Raw genomic sequence first — 17,906 nt, forward strand, 5'->3', positions numbered from 1 at the left:
ATTAAGAATTATGGTCAATTTTAGCGATTCACATCCTTCTCTTTTATGAATCCACAAATCGTCCTTATTGTTATTTCATTCTACTTTTTACTCCTCTTTTTGATTTCGTGGTTTACTTCTCGAAAAGTTACATCGGAAACATTTTTTACTGGAGACCGGCAGTCCCCTTGGTTTTTGGTGGCCTTTGGAATGATCGGAGCTTCTCTTTCTGGGGTCACATTCATTTCTGTTCCAGGCGAAGTTGGTAACAGCAATTTTTTCTACTTCCAGGTGGTTTTGGGTTATACCTTAGGCTATTTTACGATTGCCAAAGTTTTATTACCGCTCTACTATCGATTGAATCTAGTTTCGATTTATTCCTACCTAGAAGACCGATTTGGCTTTTGGTCATACAAGACCGGAGCTTTCTTTTTTATCCTGTCCAGGACGTTGGGATCTTCTCTTCGAGTATTTCTGGTTGCCTCAGTTTTACAGTTAATCCTTTTTGATTCTTTGGGAATTCCTTTTTGGGTATCGGTTTTAATTACCGTTGGATTGATTTGGATTTATACCCATCGGGGAGGAATCAAAACCGTGGTATGGACGGATACGCTTCAGACTTTTTTTATGTTGGCTGCCGTGGTGGTCAGTATCAAATTGGTGGGAGAGGATCTTGGTTTCTCTAGTATCAAAGACTATTTCCAAGGAGTTTCTTCTGATCCGCGTTCGGAGATTTTCAATTGGGACTGGAAGGCAGGCACCAATTTTTTCAAACAGTTTATTTCTGGAGCTTTTATCACCATTGTGATGACCGGACTAGATCAGGATATGATGCAGAAGAACCTGACTTGTCGGAATATCGGGGATGCACAGAAAAACATGTTTTGGTTTACGGTTATTTTGGTCATTGTCAACCTGCTCTTTTTAGGTTTGGGCGTTATGCTTTACCTCTATGCGGAGACAAAGGGAATTTCACTGCCTCCCAAAACTGATGAGTTGTTCCCGATGCTGGCAACACAACATTTTTCAGCATTTGCGGGGATAATTTTTGTGCTGGGAATTACGGCTGCAGCTTATTCGAGTGCTGATTCTACCCTGACAGCTTTGACCACATCCTTTTGCATTGACTTTTTGGAAATTGAGCGAAAATACCCTCGCGAGAAACAGGTTTCGGTTCGAAAGAAAGTCCATTTGGCCTTCACTTTTGTAATGTTCTTTGCCATTTTGATCTTTCACTGGATCAATGATCAAAGTGTCATAAATTCCGTTTTTGTAGTGGCAGGCTATACATATGGGCCTCTTTTAGGACTTTATAGCTTTGGGTTGTTTACAAAATGGGGAGTGAAAGATCGTGTCGTTCCCTATTTGGCAGTGGCTGCTCCAACGCTCACTTTTATTATAAGTTCCAATTCAGAAGCTTGGTTTTGGGGCTATAAATTTGGATTTGAAGCCTTGATTCTGAATGGGTTACTGATGTTTTTGGGACTGTATTTGTTCCGTAAAAAATCCTAAAACCCCAACTCTTTTTCAGGATCCCAAAAAAGGTTATCGAAGTTTTGAACCTGATCGTTTTCTACGATCACACCTTCGGCCTCCAATAGTTCCTGCATAAGGGTTGGAGTTCGAAAATGATGTTTCCCGGTCAAAACCCCATTTCGATTAACTACTCGATGGGCTGGAACATCGGGAAGTGTATGAGCGGCATTCATTGCGTAGCCCACCATCCGGGCACCACTTTTTAATCCTAAGTAATGGGCAATAGCTCCATAGGAACATACACGGCCAGGGGGAATTTCCCGAACCACTTGGTAGACTAGATCAAAGTAATTTACTTTTTCGCTGCTCATTTTTTCAAGTTCGTCATATAACCAAAATTCAGCCTTATTAAATCATTTGAGCTGCTTTGCATTTCGTTTTTAATTGAATTCTCATGTATTCGAAAAATAACAGCTAATTTTAGGAATAATCAACAGATTAAAATTCAAATGACACGAAATATCATCATCACTGGTGCAGCAGGAAATTTAGGATCAGCAGTTGTAGAAAAATTCAAACGGGAAGGATATAAAGTGATTGCATTACTTAATCCGGGAATGGATGAGGAAGTGGAGGAAGCGGATGATAGCTACGAAGTAGACGTGACAAATGAGGAATCAGTTACGGAATTTGTAAGAGAGTATCAATTGCAATATCAGGATGTGGACGCTTTAGCTTTGTTGGTTGGTGGATTCGCAACGGGCTCCATTGAAGAAACTTCACAGGAAGATCTCGAAAAAATGATCCAGCTTAACTTCTTCAGTGCTTTTCATTTAGTGAAGGGATTTCTTCCTGTTATGAAAAAACAGAATAAAGGCACGCTCCTTTTCGTCGGAGCCAGGCCTGCAATTCAATTAGAAGATGCTTCTTGGGCTCTTGCTTATGCAATGAGTAAAGGCATGGTGATGAATTTGGCAGAGATTGTGGCCGGAATGACTAAAGATACTTCCATTCGATCCCATGTTTTTGTTCCTAGTATCATTGATACGCCACCGAATAGAGAGTCTATGCCAGACTCTGACTTTTCAAAGTGGGTAAGGCCTGATGAAATTGCTGAAGCAATGCATTATGCTGTCAACAATCATGCACTTAGAAATATGACATTCAAACTATATGGTGAAGTTTAATATGAAAAATTGGGTTGCCTTTTTGGGTATGCTTCCCTTGGTTTTTTTTTCTTACCAGGTAAAGGGACAGTCATCTGAACAAGAAGTTAAGGCTGTCATTGAGCAACTATTTGATGGAATGCGTGCCAAGGATGGAGGAATGGTTGGTTCCGCTTTCTTGGAGGACGCTCCCATGCAAACTGTAATTTCCGGTGAAAATGGAAGTCGAGTTGGTAGTAATTCGGTTGCAGATTTTGTACAGCGTATTGCTACTACCCCCGAGGATGTGCAGCTTGATGAGCGGATTTTGGATTATCAGATCAAAGTTGATGGGGATATGGCCGCTGCTTGGACGCCTTATGAGTTTTATGTCAACGGTAATTTCAGCCATTGCGGAGTGAATTCCTTTCAATTGGTTCGAACTGAAGAAGGTTGGAAAATTGCATACATTATTGATACCCGCCGCAAAGAGGGCTGCTGATATGAATCTAAATAAAGAGGAGGTTTTTCAAAGGGCAGTGTCCTTTTTAAAAGAAAGGATCGCTCAATTTCAAGAGGAGCGAAAAGCCATATCTGAAGGGATTTTAGAAGATGATAAAAGTAGTGCCGGTGATAAATTTGAGACAGGAAGAGAGATGCTTACGCAGGATTTGAGACAAGTGGAAGGTCAAATCAAGTCCAATTCCGCCCTCCTAGAAGAGCTGTATCGGATTCAAAGTATCAAAGGGATTGGTAAGAAGGTTCGTGAGGGAAGCTTGATAAAAATCGGAGATGATTATTTTCTTATTTCTGTTGCCTTAGGAAAATTAGCCCTGCCTTCCGGAGAGATTTATTTGATTAGCCCTGCTTCTCCTTTGGCACAGCAAGTTTTGGGAAAGAGTCCCGGAGAATCAATCCTGTTTAAAGGAAAATCAATGGGATTAGAATTGATCGCTTAGCCTGTTAAAATCAATAGAAGTCTGAATAGTCAGTTAAGCTCAATAATTTGAAATTATTGAGCTTATTTTTTTAGAAAAATTCATCAAACTCATCTTTTTGATAACAGATTTTAATAAAAAGTGTGTTGAATTTGGCAAAAAGGAAATGACTGCTTAAACTTGTGTAGTCGTGAGCTAAAAATGAAAAATTTCAACTCCACCTTTTTTTACTCTTCCAATAAAGCTTCCATTACCATGGGAGTTATTGGCACTTTTATGATGACGACTGGTTGGATGACTATTACGGGGTAATCCCGTACTAGCAAATTAATCTCCGCCCCTTAGGCTTTTGCCTTTTTTCTCATTAAACCCATCCATTTACTATGAAAATTATCAAGTTTGGAGGTTCGTCCATCGCGAATCCCGAAACCATCCAAAAAGTATTTTTCATTATTCAGGAAAAGCTAAAAAGGCAGGATTTAGTCGTGGTTTTTTCCGCTTTTGGGGGTGTGACAGAAACCCTCCTGACCATTGCCCGAATGGCTCGTGAAGGAGATCAGGTCTATCGGGATTTATTGCAAAGTTTGGAAGAAAAGCATTTGGACATGGTCCGCCAACTCATCGCCGTGCAAAACCAATCTACGGTCATGACTTATGTGAAAGTCCGGTTTAATGAGTTGGAAGACCTTTTTCATGGAATATTTCTAATCAAGGAAAATTCCGCTCGGACGGTGGATTATGTGGTGAGTTTTGGAGAGCGACTCTCGGCATTTATTCTAGCTGAAGCACTGGCTGCCAAAGGATTGAAGACTAAGTTTTTGGATGCTCGGGAAGTCATCCGCACAAATGATCGTTTTGGGCAGGCAAGGGTAGATTTTGAAAAAACCAATGCCTTGATCCGGGAGTATTTTTTAAAGCATGATGGGATCAAGGTTATTACTGGCTTTATCGCAGCCACTGAGAAAGGCGAGACCACCACTTTAGGAAGGTCAGGTTCGGATTATACAGCTGCCATCTTTGCTTCTGCTTTGGAGGCTGATGATTTAGAAATCTGGACCGATGTATCGGGCGTTTTGACCTCCGATCCCAACTTAGTTTACACGGCATTCACCATTCCTCAACTTAGCTACAATGAGGCAATGGAGCTTTCGCACTTTGGTGCAAAAGTGATTTTTCCTGCTACTATGCAGCCCGCCATGAAGCGGAATATTCCGATTCGAATTAAAAATACTTTTGAACCATCGAGTCCCGGGACTTTGATAAATGGAGAAGTCACCAAAGAAGCTTTGATCAAGGGGATCAGCTCCATGTCCAATATTTCCATTGTTACTGTACAGGGAGCAGCCTTATTAGATGGGACAGCTGGAAGTCGCGTTTTTAAGGCATTGGCTGAGGCGAAAGTAAATATCGTCCTGATTTCTCAAGCCTCTTCGGAGCATAGCATTTGTTTGGCAATTAAAACCAGTGAATCCTTCCTGGCCAAAGAGGTGGTAGAACAAGAATTTTACTATGAAATTAAATCCGGTGAAATGGAGGAGGTTTCATTACTTCATGGATTTGCTACCATTGCGGTGGTAGGGGAAAACATGAAGCATAACCCAGGTGCTTCAGGCAGGATGTTCCGTGCTTTGGGGAGAAATAATATCAACGTAGCAGCAATCGCGCAGGGTAGTTCGGAATTAAATATTTCAGCTGCTATCCCTCAGGCGGATTTGCAAAAGGCTCTCAATGCCTTGCATGAGGCATTTTTCCTTTCTGAGAATAAGGTTCTACACGTTTTCCTGGTAGGGACGGGATTGATTGGAAAGGCCTTAACCAAAATGATTGCTAATCAACAGCTCAAATTACGGGATGAAAGTGAGCTGGATATCCAAATTCATGGAATGGCAAATAGTAGGTTTATGGCCTTTCATGAGGATGGTTTTGATTTGAAAAAAGGATATGAACTTTCGGATGCTGACCAAAAAATGGATTTGGGGAAATTTATTCAGCAAATGCAAGAAATGAATTTTTCCAATTCGGTTTTTGTGGATTGTACCGCAAGCCAAGAAGTAGCGGATGCCTATCCTCGAATTTTGGAAGCCAAGGTGGCCATAGTCACTCCTAATAAGAAAGCAAATTCCGGTTCAATGGAGCAATATCTTTCCCTGAAGCGATTGGCTAAAAAGCGTGGTGTAAAATTTCTATATGAAACCAATGTGGCGGCAGGTCTTCCTGTCATCAATACGCTGCAGGATTTGATGCTTTCAGGTGATCGGGTCATTCGGATTGAGGCAGTATTGAGCGGTTCGATGAATTTCATTTTTTCTGAATTGGAGAAAGGAGACCCTTTTTCTGAGGTGGTCCGCCTAGCGCGTGAAAAGGGCTATACAGAACCGGACCCCCGTGATGATTTGAGTGGAATGGATGTCGCTCGAAAAATTTTGATTTTGGGGAGAGAGGCTGAGCAAAAACTTGAATTTGATGATATTTCCATTCAAAGCATGGTCCCGGAGGATTGTCGGGATGCTGCTTCTGTTCATGAATTTTTCGAAAAACTCAAAAATCACGATACTTATTTCAAAAAGCTTTTGGAAGAATCAGAGGCAAAAGGTAAAAAGCTTCGATTCATGGCTACTCTTGAAAATGGAAAGGCTAAAGTTGGATTGAACTCCCTGCCTAATTCTCATCCTTTTAGTGGTCTGAGCGGGAGTGATAATATGATATTACTAACTACGGAACGTTATTTGGATCGGCCTATGATCATTCGAGGACCTGGTGCAGGTGCAGATGTAACTGCTGCTGGAGTTTTTGCGGATGTAATTCGAATTGGTAATTATACTCGGGAATAATGAGATCAGTCCAAGCATTTGCCCCTGCGACCGTAGCCAATGTTTCCTGTGGGTTTGATATCCTTGGTTTTGCCATAGAAGGAATGGGGGATCGGGTCACTTTGAAGGAAAAAGATCACCCAGGTCTCGTAGTTACCTCCATTCAAGGGGATGGTGGAAAACTTCCCAAAGACCCTTTGAAAAACACTTGTTCTGTGGCCATTCAGGCTTTATTGGATGAGCTTGGAACAGATGTTGGGATGGAGATTTTTTTAGAAAAAGGCTTGCCCTTGGGCTCAGGAATGGGTTCGAGTGCAGCTAGTGCAGTAGCCGCTTTGGTTGCAGCCAATGAACTGCTCGGAAACCCGTTTCAGAAAAAGGATTTATTGCCATTTGCCATGGCGGCAGAAAAAGCCGCATGTGGAGCGGGGCATGCAGATAATGTTGGGCCGAGTTTATTGGGAGGGTTTGTGTTGATTCGAGATTATCATCCGCTGGATGTTATCAAGCTTCATGTTCCTAAAGACTTATACTGCACCCTACTTCACCCACACTTTGAATTAAAAACTGCTGATTCCAGATCTGTATTGCGTGAAAGTATCCCTTTGAAACATGCAACGATTCAATCAGGGAATGTGGCTGGATTGGTAGCAGGTCTGTATGAAGAAGATTATGAGTTGATCTCGAGATCGCTGAAAGATGTGATTGCCGAGCCTTATCGCGCGGTCTTGATTCCGGGATTTTATGAAGTTCGGGAAGCTGTCAAGGAAGTAGGAGCTTTGGGAGTGGGGATTTCAGGAAGTGGTCCAACCCTATTTTGCCTTTCAAAGGGTAAAGAAAAGGCAGCTCAAATTGCTGAATCTGCAAAAAAAGTATATCAGTCTTTAGGGCTTGGAGTCGATGTGTATTTCTCAGCAATAAATACCCAAGGCGGATACATGTTAGAAAATTAAAACTATGAGGTACTACAGCACTAATAATCCTTCCCATACAGTATCCCTTTCCGAAGCAGTTATCAAAGGTCTTGCTCCAGACAATGGTTTGTATATGCCTCAAAGTATCCCTGTTTTGTCTAGAGAACTTATTGAGAGTCTTCCAGAAATGAGTTTCCGAGAAATCGGGTATGCGGTAATTGGCGCCTTGTTTTCGGAGGATTTAAATGATGAGCAAATCCAGGAGCTCGTTGATCATACCTTGGTTTTTGATGCTCCCTTAGTGGGGGTGGAGGAAGATGTGTACAGTTTGGAGCTGTTTCATGGGCCAACACTAGCCTTCAAGGACTTTGGGGCAAGATTCTGCTCCAAACTGATGAGTATGTTAGTAGAGGATAAAAGCCAAAAACTTCGCGTATTGGTTGCAACTTCCGGGGACACAGGAAGTGCGGTGGCGAATGGCTTTTTGGAAGTGGAAGGAGTGGAGGTAATTATCCTTTTTCCCAAAGGAAAAGTGAGCCCACTCCAAGAAAAGCAGTTTACCACCTTGGGGAAAAATATTATCGCCTTAGAGATAGATGGGGTTTTTGACGATTGTCAGACCTTGGTGAAACAGGCTTTTTTGGATTCGGAATTGAACCAAAAGTTGCAGTTGACCTCCGCAAATTCCATCAATATTGCTCGCTGGATTCCTCAGTGCCTGTATTATTTCTATGCTTTTTCCCGCTTGCCCAAAACCAGAAAAAAAGTTGTTTTTTCGGTTCCAAGTGGAAATTTTGGGAATATTGGAGCTGGTATTTTAGCTCAGCGAATGGGCTTGCCAATTGATCATTTTGTAGCCGCTACGAATGTAAACAAGGTGGTTCCAGAATATTTGGAGGGAGCTCCCTTTCATGTTAAACCTTCTATTCCGACAGTATCCAATTCCATGGATGTAGGTAATCCGAGTAATTTTCCACGGCTTCAAGCGCTTTATGAGGGCAATGAGGGTTTTTTTCGAAAAAAAGTCAGAGGGTACTACTACACGGATGCTCAAACTGTCGAGGCAATTCAAAAAGTTAAAAAGCAAGGCTACATCCTAGATCCGCATGGAGCTGTGGGTTATTTGGGTTTGAAGGATTTTATGAAAAGCCATCCTGGTTATATCGGAGTCTTTTTGGAGACCGCTCATCCAGGTAAATTTCGAGATGTGGTTGAGCGTACGTTGGGAGAAAAATTGGTTTTACCGGATCGATTGGCCGCATTTCTAAAAGGGGAGAAAAAGGTGATTCCAATGAAGAAAGATTTTGATACGTTTAAGGCCTTTTTGAAAAGCTTAGAATAAATCAGAAGCAGCTTGATTTGAGATACTAGCAAAGCGAATTTTACCAATGAGATTTTTATTGTATTTCAATTTTGACTTTCCTTTTACTATTTTCAGACCCAATCAAACCTAAACTAACCTAACCATGAGAATTTCTACTTATTTCCAAGGGTTTCTGCTTTTGGCTCTTGCTTGTTCTCAGCCCAAGGAGGTTACTCAAACCGAAGAAAAGGAAAATGAATCCACATTCGTTCATTCTCCACTTGTTGAGCACATTTATACCGCAGATCCTTCTGCTCATGTTTTTGAAGGAAAAATCTACATCTATCCCTCGCATGATGTTGAGTCTACAGTAAGTGAAGATGATATGGGCTCGCATTTTGATATGAAGGATTACCATGTTTTTTCCATGGATCGGCCGGGAGCTGAAGTAGTCGATCATGGCATTGCACTTAAGTTGGAAGATATCCCTTGGGCAAGCAGACAGCTTTGGGCTCCGGATGCTGCGGAAAAAAATGGGAAGTACTATCTCTATTTTCCCGCAAAGGATAAGCAAGATCTTTTCAAGATTGGTGTGGCGGTTTCAGATAGGCCAGAGGGTCCTTTCGTAGCTGAGCCTGAACCTATAGCTGGAACTTTTAGCATGGATCCTTCCGCTTTCCAGAATGGAGAAGATTATTATTTGATTTGGGGTGGAATTTGGGGTGGCCAATTGCAATGGTACGATGAACAAAAGTTGGTAGAAGGAAGAAAAGGTCCAACAGATGGAATTCCTTCACCTGACCAAAAGGCCCTGATGCCTTACATTGCCAAACTTTCGGATTCAATGACTGAATTGGCAGAGCAACCTCGAGAGCTTTTGATTTTGGATGAAAATGGAGAACCTGTCAAAGCTGGAGATCATGATCGAAGATTCTTTGAAGCTGCATGGATGCATCGTTATAATGGTAAGTATTACCTTTCTTACTCTACTGGGGATTCGCATTTTATCGCCTACGCTATTGGGGATAGTCCTTATGGACCATTTACCTATCAGGGGAATGTTTTAGAACCGGTACAAGGCTGGACTAACCATCATTCCATTGTTGAGTTTGAGGGAAACTGGTATTTATTCTACCACGATACAGAACTATCAGGAAAGACCCAACTCCGAAATATCAAAATGGCGGAATTGACTCATCTTGCTGACGGGAAAATTGAGACCATTAATCCCATGAAATAAAAAAAGCCGGAATAGCTCCGGCTTACTTTTTTCGCTCAATGGAGTAACTTACCAAATCCCGCAAAGAAGTCTTGTATTCGGACTCAGGGAAGCTGTCTAAAAGTTGCAGGGCTTCTTGATAGAAACTGTTCATTTTTTCTTTGGCGTATTCTAATCCACCGCTATTTTTCACAAAGTCAATTACCTGTGCAACAGCCTTTTTATCCTCGGATTTGTTTTTGATTAAGCTTATTATCCTTCTTTTTTCCAACCAATCGGAATTTCTCAGAGCATAGATAAGCGGCAAAGTCATTTTCTTCTCTTTGATGTCAATGCCGACAGGTTTGCCGATTTCTTCCTCCCCGTAATCAAACAAATCATCTTTGATCTGGAATGCCATCCCTACTTTTTCTCCAAAATCCCGCATTTTACTGACAGTTTCCAAGTCAGCATTGACACTTGCTGCTCCCACAGCGCAACAGGAAGCGATTAAGCTAGCTGTTTTTTGTCGGATGATTTCATAATAAACCGACTCGTCTACATCCAGTTTTCGTGCTTTGTAACTTTGAAGTAGTTCTCCTTCAGACATTTCCTTGACTGCGTTGGAAACGATTTGAAGAAGATGGAAGTCGCCATTATCAACTGATAAAAGTAAGCCTCTTGAAAGCAAGTAATCCCCAACCAGAACCGCGATTTTGTTTTTCCAAAGTGCATTGACCGAGAAAAAACCTCTTCGATAATTAGCATCATCCACTACATCATCATGAACCAGCGTTGCTGTGTGCAACAATTCAATCAAGGCCGCACCACGGTGTGTAGAATCATTGATTTTTCCACAAATCCCAGCTGTCAGAAAGACAAACATCGGACGCATTTGTTTGCCTTTTCGTTTGACGATGTAATTGGTTATGTGATCGAGGAGCTTGACTTTGCTCTTCATGAAATCCCGAAATTTTTGCTCGAAAGCAACCATTTCGGAGGCAATAGGGACTTGTATTTGTTTGAGGTCAGGTTTCATCAGGTATTCAAGCCGTAAAAATAACAGGCTTTATGTCTAGGACAAGCAATTCTTACTACATAACTCACAAACTTGAAATAGAAGGTTTCGTTTCGGGATTTTGTGTATTTTAATAAAGTATTTTAAATCCCATAACCCCAGCACCATGAAAAATATACGATTTGAAATCAAATGGGCAATTGTCTTTTTGATTGTTACCCTCCTGTGGATGGCTTTTGAAAAGTCCATGGGGTGGCATGATGAATTAATTGCTGATCATGCTACCTATACAAATCTATATGCTATACCAGCTATTCTAGTGTATGTTTTTGCTCTTCAGGATAAGAAGAAAAATTTTTATAATGGCCAAATGACCTACAAACAGTCTCTTGTTTCTGGCTTGATCATTACCTTAATCGTTGCACTTTTAAGTCCATTTAATCAGTACTTGATAAGTACATTTATCACCCCCGAATATTTTCAGAATATCATCGACTATTCTGTTTCCAATGGAATCATGAGTCAGACAGAGGCTGAAGCCTACTTTAGTCTGAAAAATTACATGTTAATTTCTGTGTTTGGTGCGGCATTTATGGGGTTGATTACCACTCTATTAGTCTCGCTGTTTGTAAGAACAAGAAGTTAAATGGGGTTTGCTCAAAATCATCAGAAATTGTAATTCTTTATCTTTGCCCATTCGTTTTTAAAATCAAGGATCCCTTTGGAGGAAAAATATATAAAGCACCGGTATGAACCGATCCTTCCCAGTAAGGACGAATGGCCTGTAGTCAAATTGGCTCGGGAGCGAAAGGACTTTGTTAAAAAAGTATCAGAGAAGGCGCAAAGGAGAATTCTGCACCAAACAGCGAATATTCCGGAAATTCTGAAAGAAGAACTTGAAACTACTTTATACCGCGAAAAGCTGCGCGTCAAACAAAATCCTTGGGTAGTTGATCCTGATGATGACGCGGAATTTTGGGGGAAAGTGAAAGCTTCTCTTTTGCATATCAGTCAAGAAAATAAATTGAGTGATGCGCAGCGGATGAAGGAATACCGAGAGATTCTTGAATCTATTACCACCCGCTACGCGGAGGAGATTGCGAGTAACTTCAAACATCAGCACTACAAATTCATCCGAAGTGTCGTAACCTTCGGGTTTGCCCGTCTGTTGAATGCAGCCCGGGTGAAAGGCTTCAAATCAATTTTTTCCAATCAATATTCGCTTCAGGACAAAATCCAAATCACAGGAGAAACGGATCAACTCCGTGATTTGGCTACGAAGGGAACGATCGTGATGGTGCCCACCCATTTCTCCAATTTGGATAGTATTTTGATAGGCTGGATTATTTCTGTTCTGGGGCTTCCGCCATTTATCTATGGAGCAGGACTGAATCTGTTTAATATTTCGATTTTCGCATACTTCATGGATGCGCTGGGGGCGTACAAGGTAGATCGGCGCAAAAAAAATCTGGTTTATTTAGAGACCTTAAAGACCTATTCGAAGGAGGCTATCCAATTTGGTTGTCACTCCCTCTTTTTCCCAGGTGGGACCCGGAGTCGAAGCGGAATGATTGAAAGCAAGTTGAAATTAGGCTTGCTCAGTACTGCCATAGAGGCCCAACGGAATAATTATCAGCACGGGCATGACGATTTGCATGGGAAAGTTTTTATCGTTCCAGTTACGATTAATTACCATTTTGTACTAGAAGCCCCTAGTTTGATTCGGGATTACTTGAGTATTACTGGGCAAGAGCGCTATTATAAGGAGAACGATGAGTTTTCTACTTCCTACAAAATCTCCAAGTTCCTCATTAAGTTTTTTACAAAAGGATCTGATATATCTGTATCTGTCGGAAAGGCTATGGATGTTTTAGGGAATTTTGTGAATGAAAATGGAGAAAGTATAGATCAACATGGAAGGGTCATTAACCCCAAGCATTATTTCATGTCCAATGGGGAGGTGAATATAGATCCTCAGCGGGAAGAGGAATATACTCAAATGCTTGGGAAACGAATCGTGGAGGAGTTTCATCGAATTAACCGGGTATTTAGCTCCCATTTGGTTGCCTTCACGGCATTTGAGATGATTCAGGCAAAAAATTCTAAACTGGATCTTTTCGATTTAATTCGCCTTCCAGAGGAAGAGATTTCTATTGATTATCAGGAATTCAAGGCGGCTTGTCAGCGGGTATATGATGAGATCATGCGCTTGCGTGAGCAGGGAAAAATCAAAATTGCGCCGCATATGAAACAGGGCATGGATGAAATTATCGCTCATGGCTTAGATAATGTCGGGATGTATCATGCCAAGCGTCCATTGATTCGGAACAAGGAAGGGAAAATTGTTACGGAGGATATGAGTTTGCTCTATTTTTATCACAACAGATTACATGGATATGGACTCGAAAAACTCTTCTAATCAAGCGGTAATAGGTGTTGTTGGCGTAGGGAGCTTTGGTACAGTCATCGCAAATATGTTGGCTGAGAAAAACCAAGTGCTAGTATATGCCCGAAAGGAAGAAGTGGTTCAGGAAATCAACGAGTTCCATCGGGCTCAAAACCGGGAATTTGAAGCTTCAATCCGTGCTACCCATGACCCTGAAGAATTGTGTACACGATGTCAAACCATATTTTTCATGGTCCCCAGCTCTGGTTTTCAGGAAGTAGCCAGAAAATTTGCTCCTTTTCTTCAGCCTTATCATTTAGTAATCCATGGAACGAAAGGACTTTGTTTGGATTTACCGGAAGGCAAGGATTTGGATTCTGTAAAAAGTATCAACAGGAACAGGATTCTGACGATGAGTGAGGTGCTTCAGAAGGAAACAGTTGCCGTTAGGGTTGGCTGTTTAGCGGGGCCAAATATTTCAAAAGAATTAGCGCTTTCTCAACCGGCAGCTACTGTTATTGCTTCAAAGTTCAACGAGGTGATTTTAGAAGGACAGCGGCTTCTTCGAACAGAGCGGTTTCAAGTTTATGGGAATTCCGATATCATCGGTGTGGAATTAAGCGGGGTCTTGAAAAACATCATCGCAATTGCTGCCGGAGCCCTAGCAGGGTTGGGCTTGGGTGAAAATGCCAAAGGCCTCCTGATTTCAAGAGGAATGGTTGAAATGGTGCATTTGAGTAAAGCTCTCGGAGGAAGTGTAAAGTCAATATTTGGTTTAGCAGGAGTGGGTGATCTTGTGACTACTTGTAATTCGGTCAACTCCCGAAACTTCACCGTGGGTTATCGATTGGCTAAAGGAGAAAAGTTGGCTTCCATCTTAGAGGATATGGAGGAAGTAGCGGAGGGGATTAATACTGTGAAAATCATTAAGGGATTTCTTGAATCCGCAGATCTTCGGGCCCCAATTACAGAGAACCTTTACCGAGTGTTGTTTGAAGAATTGGGAATTGAGGAAGCCCTTCAGTTTTTGATGAAGTATCCGTTTAATGTGGATGTAGATTTTGTATAAGAAAAAAGCTCTTCAAATTTGAAGAGCTTTCTGTTTTTTATTCCACGGGAAGCAACTTTACAAGGAGTCCAGTTCCTTCCGTAATTGCATATAAATATCCGTCTGGACTTTCAGAAACCTGTCTAATTCGCCCAAGATCTTGGAACATGATTTCTTGCGATAAGGCTTCGGTGCCTTCTAGGTCTACACGATTGATATGCATTTTTGCAAGAGCACCGATCAGAATATCCCCTTTCCACCCGGGATATCGATCGGAGGTTACCATGGTCATTCCGCAAGTTGCGATAGAAGGAACGTAATAAGTAACAGGCTGTTCCATGCCTTCTTTTTCGGTAATATCCGTAATCGGTGTTCCATTATAGTTGATTCCATAGGTAATTACTGGCCAACCGTAATTTTTTCCTTTTTCAATCAAATTCAATTCATCTCCTCCCATAGGGCCATGTTCTGTTTCCCAAAGTCGATTATTCGCTTTATCAAAATATAATCCTTGAGGGTTTCTGTTTCCATAAGACCAAATGGATGCAACAGCATTGGGTTCATTCACAAATGGGTTATCACTTGGGATCCGCCCATCATCATGAATTCGGTGGATTTTACCGTGGGCATTGGTTAGGTCTTGTGCGTTTTCTGGTTTGTTCCCTTTGTCTCCGTTAGAGAAATAAAGGTAGCCTTCGTTATCAAAGACAATTCGACTTCCAAAATGGCGTCCGCCTTCCCATTCCGGCATTGCCACGATTAATTCTTCTTGATTGATGGCCTGATTTGCATCATCCAATTTAAATCTCATGATAGTTAATGCACCTTTATCATCCTCGAATGGCTTGGCGTAGGCAATATAGATCCAGCCATTTTCTTCATAATTAGGATGGGCAGCCACGTCCAAAAGACCTGCTTGATTCACCTCATGTACTTTAGGAAGTCCTTGAACTTTTTGTCCTGTAAATTTATCCTTTTCGAAAATCAAGATTTCACCCTTCCGTTCGGTTACAAGCATTCTACCGTCAGATAGCCAGGTCATCCCCCAAGGACTTTCGAATTCAGTGAATAGGGTATCTACTTTGATCAGGTGTTTCTCTGTTTGCTGGGCAAAAGTTGGGTCTATCGGCTGTTCAACTTCAATATCATCCATTTCGCTTTTTGGGGAACAGGATGCGGTTGCCAACATAGATCCTGCAAATAGAGCAATTAAATAAGAGCTTTTCATGATTGACAATTTTCTAATAAAGACTCGCAAGTTAGCACTAATGTTCCATTCAGGATCACTTATACAATGGCCTGCTCCTTTGCTTTTTGAATTTGGTACATGGCCTCGTCAACCAAATCAGCCGATCCGATAAATAATGGAGTTCGTTGATGCAAGGACTCCGGCTGAATGTCAAGAATTCTTTTTTGTCCATCGGTGGCTTTTGCCCCAGCTTGTTCCGCAATGAATGCCAAGGCATTAGCTTCATATAATAGCCTCAGTTTTCCATTTGGATTCTTCTTGGTAGCAGGATAAAGATAGATTCCTCCTTTTAGTAAGTTTCTATGAAAATCAGCAACCAAAGAACCGATGTATCTTGCAGCAAATCGATTTTCTTTACACTGATCAATGTAATTTTTGATTCCCATTTGCCAGTCTCGTTCGAGACCTTCATTGATGGAGTAAATAGAGCCAGACTGCGGTGCCTGAATTTGCGGATGAGAAAGAAAAAATTCACCAAGGCTGGTTTCATAGGTAAATCCGTTCACTCCAAAGCCGGTAGTGTATACTAACATAGTGGAAGAGCCATACAGGACATAACCTGCAGCAACCTGCTCAGAACCGGGTTGCATGATGTCTTCACTTTGGATGGGGCTTCCGATTGGGGTCTTTCTTCGGTAAATGGAAAAGATGGTGCCGATGCTGATGTTCACATCGATATTGGAACTTCCATCCAATGGGTCAATGGCGACCACATATTTTCCGGATTTATTTTGTAAATCGATGACCGCATCTTCTTCTTCAGAAACTATGGCACAAACTTCGCCTCCTTTACTAAGTGCCCGCATAAATCGGATATTTGCAATGACATCCAATTTCTGCTGTTCTTCACCTTGAATATTGGTCTGGCCAAAAGCCCCTCCAATATTGGCTAGACCGGCTCGGTTGGTTTCACGATTTACGATCTTTGCGGCGAGGGCAATATCCCTGAGTAACTGGGAAAGTTCACCGGATGCGAAGGGAAAATCACTTTGTTTTAGTTTGATAAAGCGATCTAATGTGGTCCCAACCGAATAGGCCATGCCCGTTTGGTCGGGTTGATAAGGGTTGATTTTCATTATTAGAAAAGTACAATATTTGGGTTTATATCTTCTCGAAATTAGGAAGAAAATCGAATGACAAAAACAATCATATTCAAATTTGGTGGAGCTTCTGTGAAAGATGCCAAATCCATTAAAAACTTAACTGAAATTTTGCGTAATCGATTGCGAAAACGGACAGTTTTGGTTATTTCCGCGATGGGAAAGACTACGAATGCTTTAGAAGATTTGATTCGCCTTCGAATGGAGGAATTAAATTATTCTAAAGAATATACAATTTTGAAAGAGTTTCATGTAGCGCTTTGCCAGGAATTATTTCCAACTGATCATCCTGTTCATGCACGGATTGAGAATCTGTTTACCCAACTCTATCATCAACTTCAGTATTCGATCGAACCGCGGAATTATGATGAAGCGTATGATCAAATTGTTTCTTTTGGAGAGTTGATTTCTACACGAATCATTGCCGAATATCTATGTAGCCAAGGATTGGTAGTTGTCTGGCAGGATGCACGAGAAGTGATTCAAACTTCCTCGGATTTTCGATTCGCTCAAATCAATTGGGAGGCAACCAAAAGAAAAAGTTTACGGATATTAAATCCCCTTTTAGAACAATATCCAGTGCTTACACAAGGTTTTATTGGTAGGGATAGAAAGGGTAAAACGACCACGCTGGGTAGAGAAGGTTCGGACTTTACTGCTGCAATTTTGGCTGCCTGTCTCCAGGCAGGGTCGGTTACCATTTGGAAAGATGTGCCGGGTGTTCTCAATGCGGACCCAAAAATTTTTCCATTGACCCAGAAATTTGATGAATTGGGATATAAAGAAGCTGCTGAGATGACTTATTTTGGAGCCTCAGTTATCCATCCCAAGACCATTCGGCCCTTGGCGAATCATTCGATTCCTCTTTATGTCAAATCATTTTTGGATCCCGATGCCTCGGGGACGAAGATTCATCAAAAAGCAGGTCATCAAGAAGTTCCTTCTTTGATTTTAAAAAGAAACCAAATCCTTATCACCTTTAAGGTCACAGATTTTGCATTTATCGGGGAAGCCCATATTCACCAGATTTATGAAGAAATCAAAAATCTAAAATTGAGAGTAAATATGCTGCAGCTTTCTGCAATCAGTGTTTCGGTAGTGATTGATAATGAGCTGTTTAAATTGGAAAAATTGCTATCAGGATTGAAAAAGGACTTTGAAATACGATTTAATCAAGACCTCGAGCTGCTAACAATTTTAAATCATAAATCTCTTGATCCCTCTGATTACTTGCAGGGTTATGAGGTGTTATTGGAACAATCAACGCGAAACACCTTTCAAGCGGTTCGCCGAAAATCTTCCAGTCCATCAAAAAGTTTAGTAACTTAATACAGTTCATCAA

16 protein-coding genes are annotated in these 17,906 nt (G+C 41.4%); 12 read left to right on the forward strand and 4 right to left on the reverse strand.

Features of this window, described 5'->3' with window-relative positions; translation table 11 throughout:
- Positions 1 to 45 precede the first annotated feature (45 nt).
- A complete protein-coding gene (locus tag HWE15_RS11535) occupies positions 46 to 1,491 on the forward strand; it encodes a sodium:solute symporter (RefSeq protein WP_290507688.1) in 1,446 nt (481 codons plus the stop codon).
- Here HWE15_RS11535 and HWE15_RS11540 read toward each other — a convergent pair.
- Positions 1,488 to 1,826, reverse strand: a complete 339-nt coding sequence (locus HWE15_RS11540) for an MGMT family protein (protein WP_290507689.1) — start codon at positions 1,824 to 1,826, stop codon at positions 1,488 to 1,490. The genes HWE15_RS11535 and HWE15_RS11540 overlap by 4 nt on opposite strands.
- 138 nt (positions 1,827 to 1,964) lie before the next feature.
- Between HWE15_RS11540 and HWE15_RS11545 the strand changes: the two genes are divergently transcribed.
- From HWE15_RS11545 to HWE15_RS11575, 7 genes are all read left to right on the forward strand, one after another.
- Positions 1,965 to 2,642: an SDR family NAD(P)-dependent oxidoreductase gene (locus HWE15_RS11545; protein ID WP_290507690.1), complete on the forward strand. Its 678-nt coding sequence runs from the start codon at positions 1,965 to 1,967 to the stop codon at positions 2,640 to 2,642.
- A 1-nt stretch (position 2,643) separates the two neighbouring features.
- Positions 2,644 to 3,102 carry a nuclear transport factor 2 family protein gene (locus HWE15_RS11550; protein ID WP_290507691.1) on the forward strand — a complete coding sequence of 153 codons (459 nt, stop codon included), beginning with the start codon at positions 2,644 to 2,646 and terminating at the stop codon, positions 3,100 to 3,102.
- Between the two features lies 1 nt (position 3,103).
- The gene (locus HWE15_RS11555; RefSeq protein ID WP_290507692.1) at positions 3,104 to 3,559 is read left to right on the forward strand and encodes a hypothetical protein; all 456 of its coding nucleotides are present in this window, start codon (positions 3,104 to 3,106) and stop codon (positions 3,557 to 3,559) included.
- A gap of 362 nt (positions 3,560 to 3,921) precedes the next feature.
- A complete protein-coding gene (gene thrA, locus HWE15_RS11560; protein WP_290507693.1) occupies positions 3,922 to 6,369 on the forward strand; it encodes a bifunctional aspartate kinase/homoserine dehydrogenase I in 2,448 nt (815 codons plus the stop codon).
- Entirely contained in the window at positions 6,369 to 7,301 is a 933-nt protein-coding gene (locus HWE15_RS11565; protein ID WP_290507694.1) for a homoserine kinase, read from the forward strand. Before thrA ends, HWE15_RS11565 begins: the two co-directional genes overlap by 1 nt.
- Before the next feature lie 4 nt (positions 7,302 to 7,305).
- Entirely contained in the window at positions 7,306 to 8,604 is a 1,299-nt protein-coding gene (gene thrC, locus HWE15_RS11570) for a threonine synthase (RefSeq protein ID WP_290507695.1), read from the forward strand.
- Positions 8,605 to 8,728: 124 nt separating this feature from the next.
- A complete protein-coding gene (locus HWE15_RS11575) occupies positions 8,729 to 9,805 on the forward strand; it encodes a glycoside hydrolase family 43 protein (protein ID WP_290507696.1) in 1,077 nt (358 codons plus the stop codon).
- Between the two features lie 22 nt (positions 9,806 to 9,827).
- Here the strand turns inward: HWE15_RS11575 and HWE15_RS11580 are convergent, their stop codons facing one another.
- A complete protein-coding gene (locus HWE15_RS11580; RefSeq protein WP_290507697.1) occupies positions 9,828 to 10,802 on the reverse strand; it encodes a polyprenyl synthetase family protein in 975 nt (324 codons plus the stop codon).
- A 145-nt stretch (positions 10,803 to 10,947) separates the two neighbouring features.
- Between HWE15_RS11580 and HWE15_RS11585 the strand changes: the two genes are divergently transcribed.
- From HWE15_RS11585 to HWE15_RS11595, 3 genes are all read left to right on the forward strand, one after another.
- On the forward strand, positions 10,948 to 11,427 hold the full coding sequence (locus HWE15_RS11585) for a DUF4199 domain-containing protein (protein ID WP_290507698.1): 480 nt from the start codon (positions 10,948 to 10,950) through the stop codon (positions 11,425 to 11,427).
- Positions 11,428 to 11,502: 75 nt separating this feature from the next.
- Positions 11,503 to 13,200, forward strand: coding sequence for a 1-acyl-sn-glycerol-3-phosphate acyltransferase (locus HWE15_RS11590; protein WP_290507699.1), 1,698 nt, complete (start codon positions 11,503 to 11,505; stop codon positions 13,198 to 13,200).
- The gene (locus HWE15_RS11595; protein WP_290507700.1) at positions 13,178 to 14,236 is read left to right on the forward strand and encodes an NAD(P)H-dependent glycerol-3-phosphate dehydrogenase; all 1,059 of its coding nucleotides are present in this window, start codon (positions 13,178 to 13,180) and stop codon (positions 14,234 to 14,236) included. Before HWE15_RS11590 ends, HWE15_RS11595 begins: the two co-directional genes overlap by 23 nt.
- Positions 14,237 to 14,273: 37 nt before the next feature.
- Here the strand turns inward: HWE15_RS11595 and HWE15_RS11600 are convergent, their stop codons facing one another.
- On the reverse strand, positions 14,274 to 15,368 hold the full coding sequence (locus tag HWE15_RS11600; protein ID WP_290507786.1) for a PQQ-dependent sugar dehydrogenase: 1,095 nt from the start codon (positions 15,366 to 15,368) through the stop codon (positions 14,274 to 14,276).
- Positions 15,369 to 15,502: 134 nt separating this feature from the next.
- The gene (gene fbp / locus HWE15_RS11605; RefSeq protein ID WP_290507701.1) at positions 15,503 to 16,540 is read right to left on the reverse strand and encodes a class 1 fructose-bisphosphatase; all 1,038 of its coding nucleotides are present in this window, start codon (positions 16,538 to 16,540) and stop codon (positions 15,503 to 15,505) included.
- Between the two features lie 57 nt (positions 16,541 to 16,597).
- On the opposite strand from fbp, the gene HWE15_RS11610 reads away from it, so the two are divergent.
- Positions 16,598 to 17,893 carry an aspartate kinase gene (locus HWE15_RS11610; protein WP_290507702.1) on the forward strand — a complete coding sequence of 432 codons (1,296 nt, stop codon included), beginning with the start codon at positions 16,598 to 16,600 and terminating at the stop codon, positions 17,891 to 17,893.
- Positions 17,894 to 17,906 lie beyond the last annotated feature (13 nt).

The sequence above is a fragment of the Algoriphagus sp. genome (assembly GCF_013373065.1).
Lineage (GTDB): Bacteria > Bacteroidota > Bacteroidia > Cytophagales > Cyclobacteriaceae > Algoriphagus.

Excerpts from the sequence above, each read along its gene's own strand:
- HWE15_RS11535 (WP_290507688.1), top strand. The coding sequence starts at position 46 with ATGAATCCACAAATCGTCCTTATTGTTATTTCATTCTACTTTTTACTC.
- HWE15_RS11540 (WP_290507689.1), bottom strand. The coding sequence starts at position 1,826 with ATGAGCAGCGAAAAAGTAAATTACTTTGATCTAGTCTACCAAGTGGTT.
- HWE15_RS11545 (WP_290507690.1), top strand. The coding sequence starts at position 1,965 with ATGACACGAAATATCATCATCACTGGTGCAGCAGGAAATTTAGGATCA.
- HWE15_RS11550 (WP_290507691.1), top strand. The coding sequence starts at position 2,644 with ATGAAAAATTGGGTTGCCTTTTTGGGTATGCTTCCCTTGGTTTTTTTT.
- HWE15_RS11555 (WP_290507692.1), top strand. The coding sequence starts at position 3,104 with ATGAATCTAAATAAAGAGGAGGTTTTTCAAAGGGCAGTGTCCTTTTTA.
- thrA (WP_290507693.1), top strand. The coding sequence starts at position 3,922 with ATGAAAATTATCAAGTTTGGAGGTTCGTCCATCGCGAATCCCGAAACC.
- HWE15_RS11565 (WP_290507694.1), top strand. The coding sequence starts at position 6,369 with ATGAGATCAGTCCAAGCATTTGCCCCTGCGACCGTAGCCAATGTTTCC.
- thrC (WP_290507695.1), top strand. The coding sequence starts at position 7,306 with ATGAGGTACTACAGCACTAATAATCCTTCCCATACAGTATCCCTTTCC.
- HWE15_RS11575 (WP_290507696.1), top strand. The coding sequence starts at position 8,729 with ATGAGAATTTCTACTTATTTCCAAGGGTTTCTGCTTTTGGCTCTTGCT.
- HWE15_RS11580 (WP_290507697.1), bottom strand. The coding sequence starts at position 10,802 with ATGAAACCTGACCTCAAACAAATACAAGTCCCTATTGCCTCCGAAATG.
- HWE15_RS11585 (WP_290507698.1), top strand. The coding sequence starts at position 10,948 with ATGAAAAATATACGATTTGAAATCAAATGGGCAATTGTCTTTTTGATT.
- HWE15_RS11595 (WP_290507700.1), top strand. The coding sequence starts at position 13,178 with ATGGACTCGAAAAACTCTTCTAATCAAGCGGTAATAGGTGTTGTTGGC.
- HWE15_RS11600 (WP_290507786.1), bottom strand. The coding sequence starts at position 15,368 with ATGGATGATATTGAAGTTGAACAGCCGATAGACCCAACTTTTGCCCAG.
- fbp (WP_290507701.1), bottom strand. The coding sequence starts at position 16,540 with ATGAAAATCAACCCTTATCAACCCGACCAAACGGGCATGGCCTATTCG.
- HWE15_RS11610 (WP_290507702.1), top strand. The coding sequence starts at position 16,598 with ATGACAAAAACAATCATATTCAAATTTGGTGGAGCTTCTGTGAAAGAT.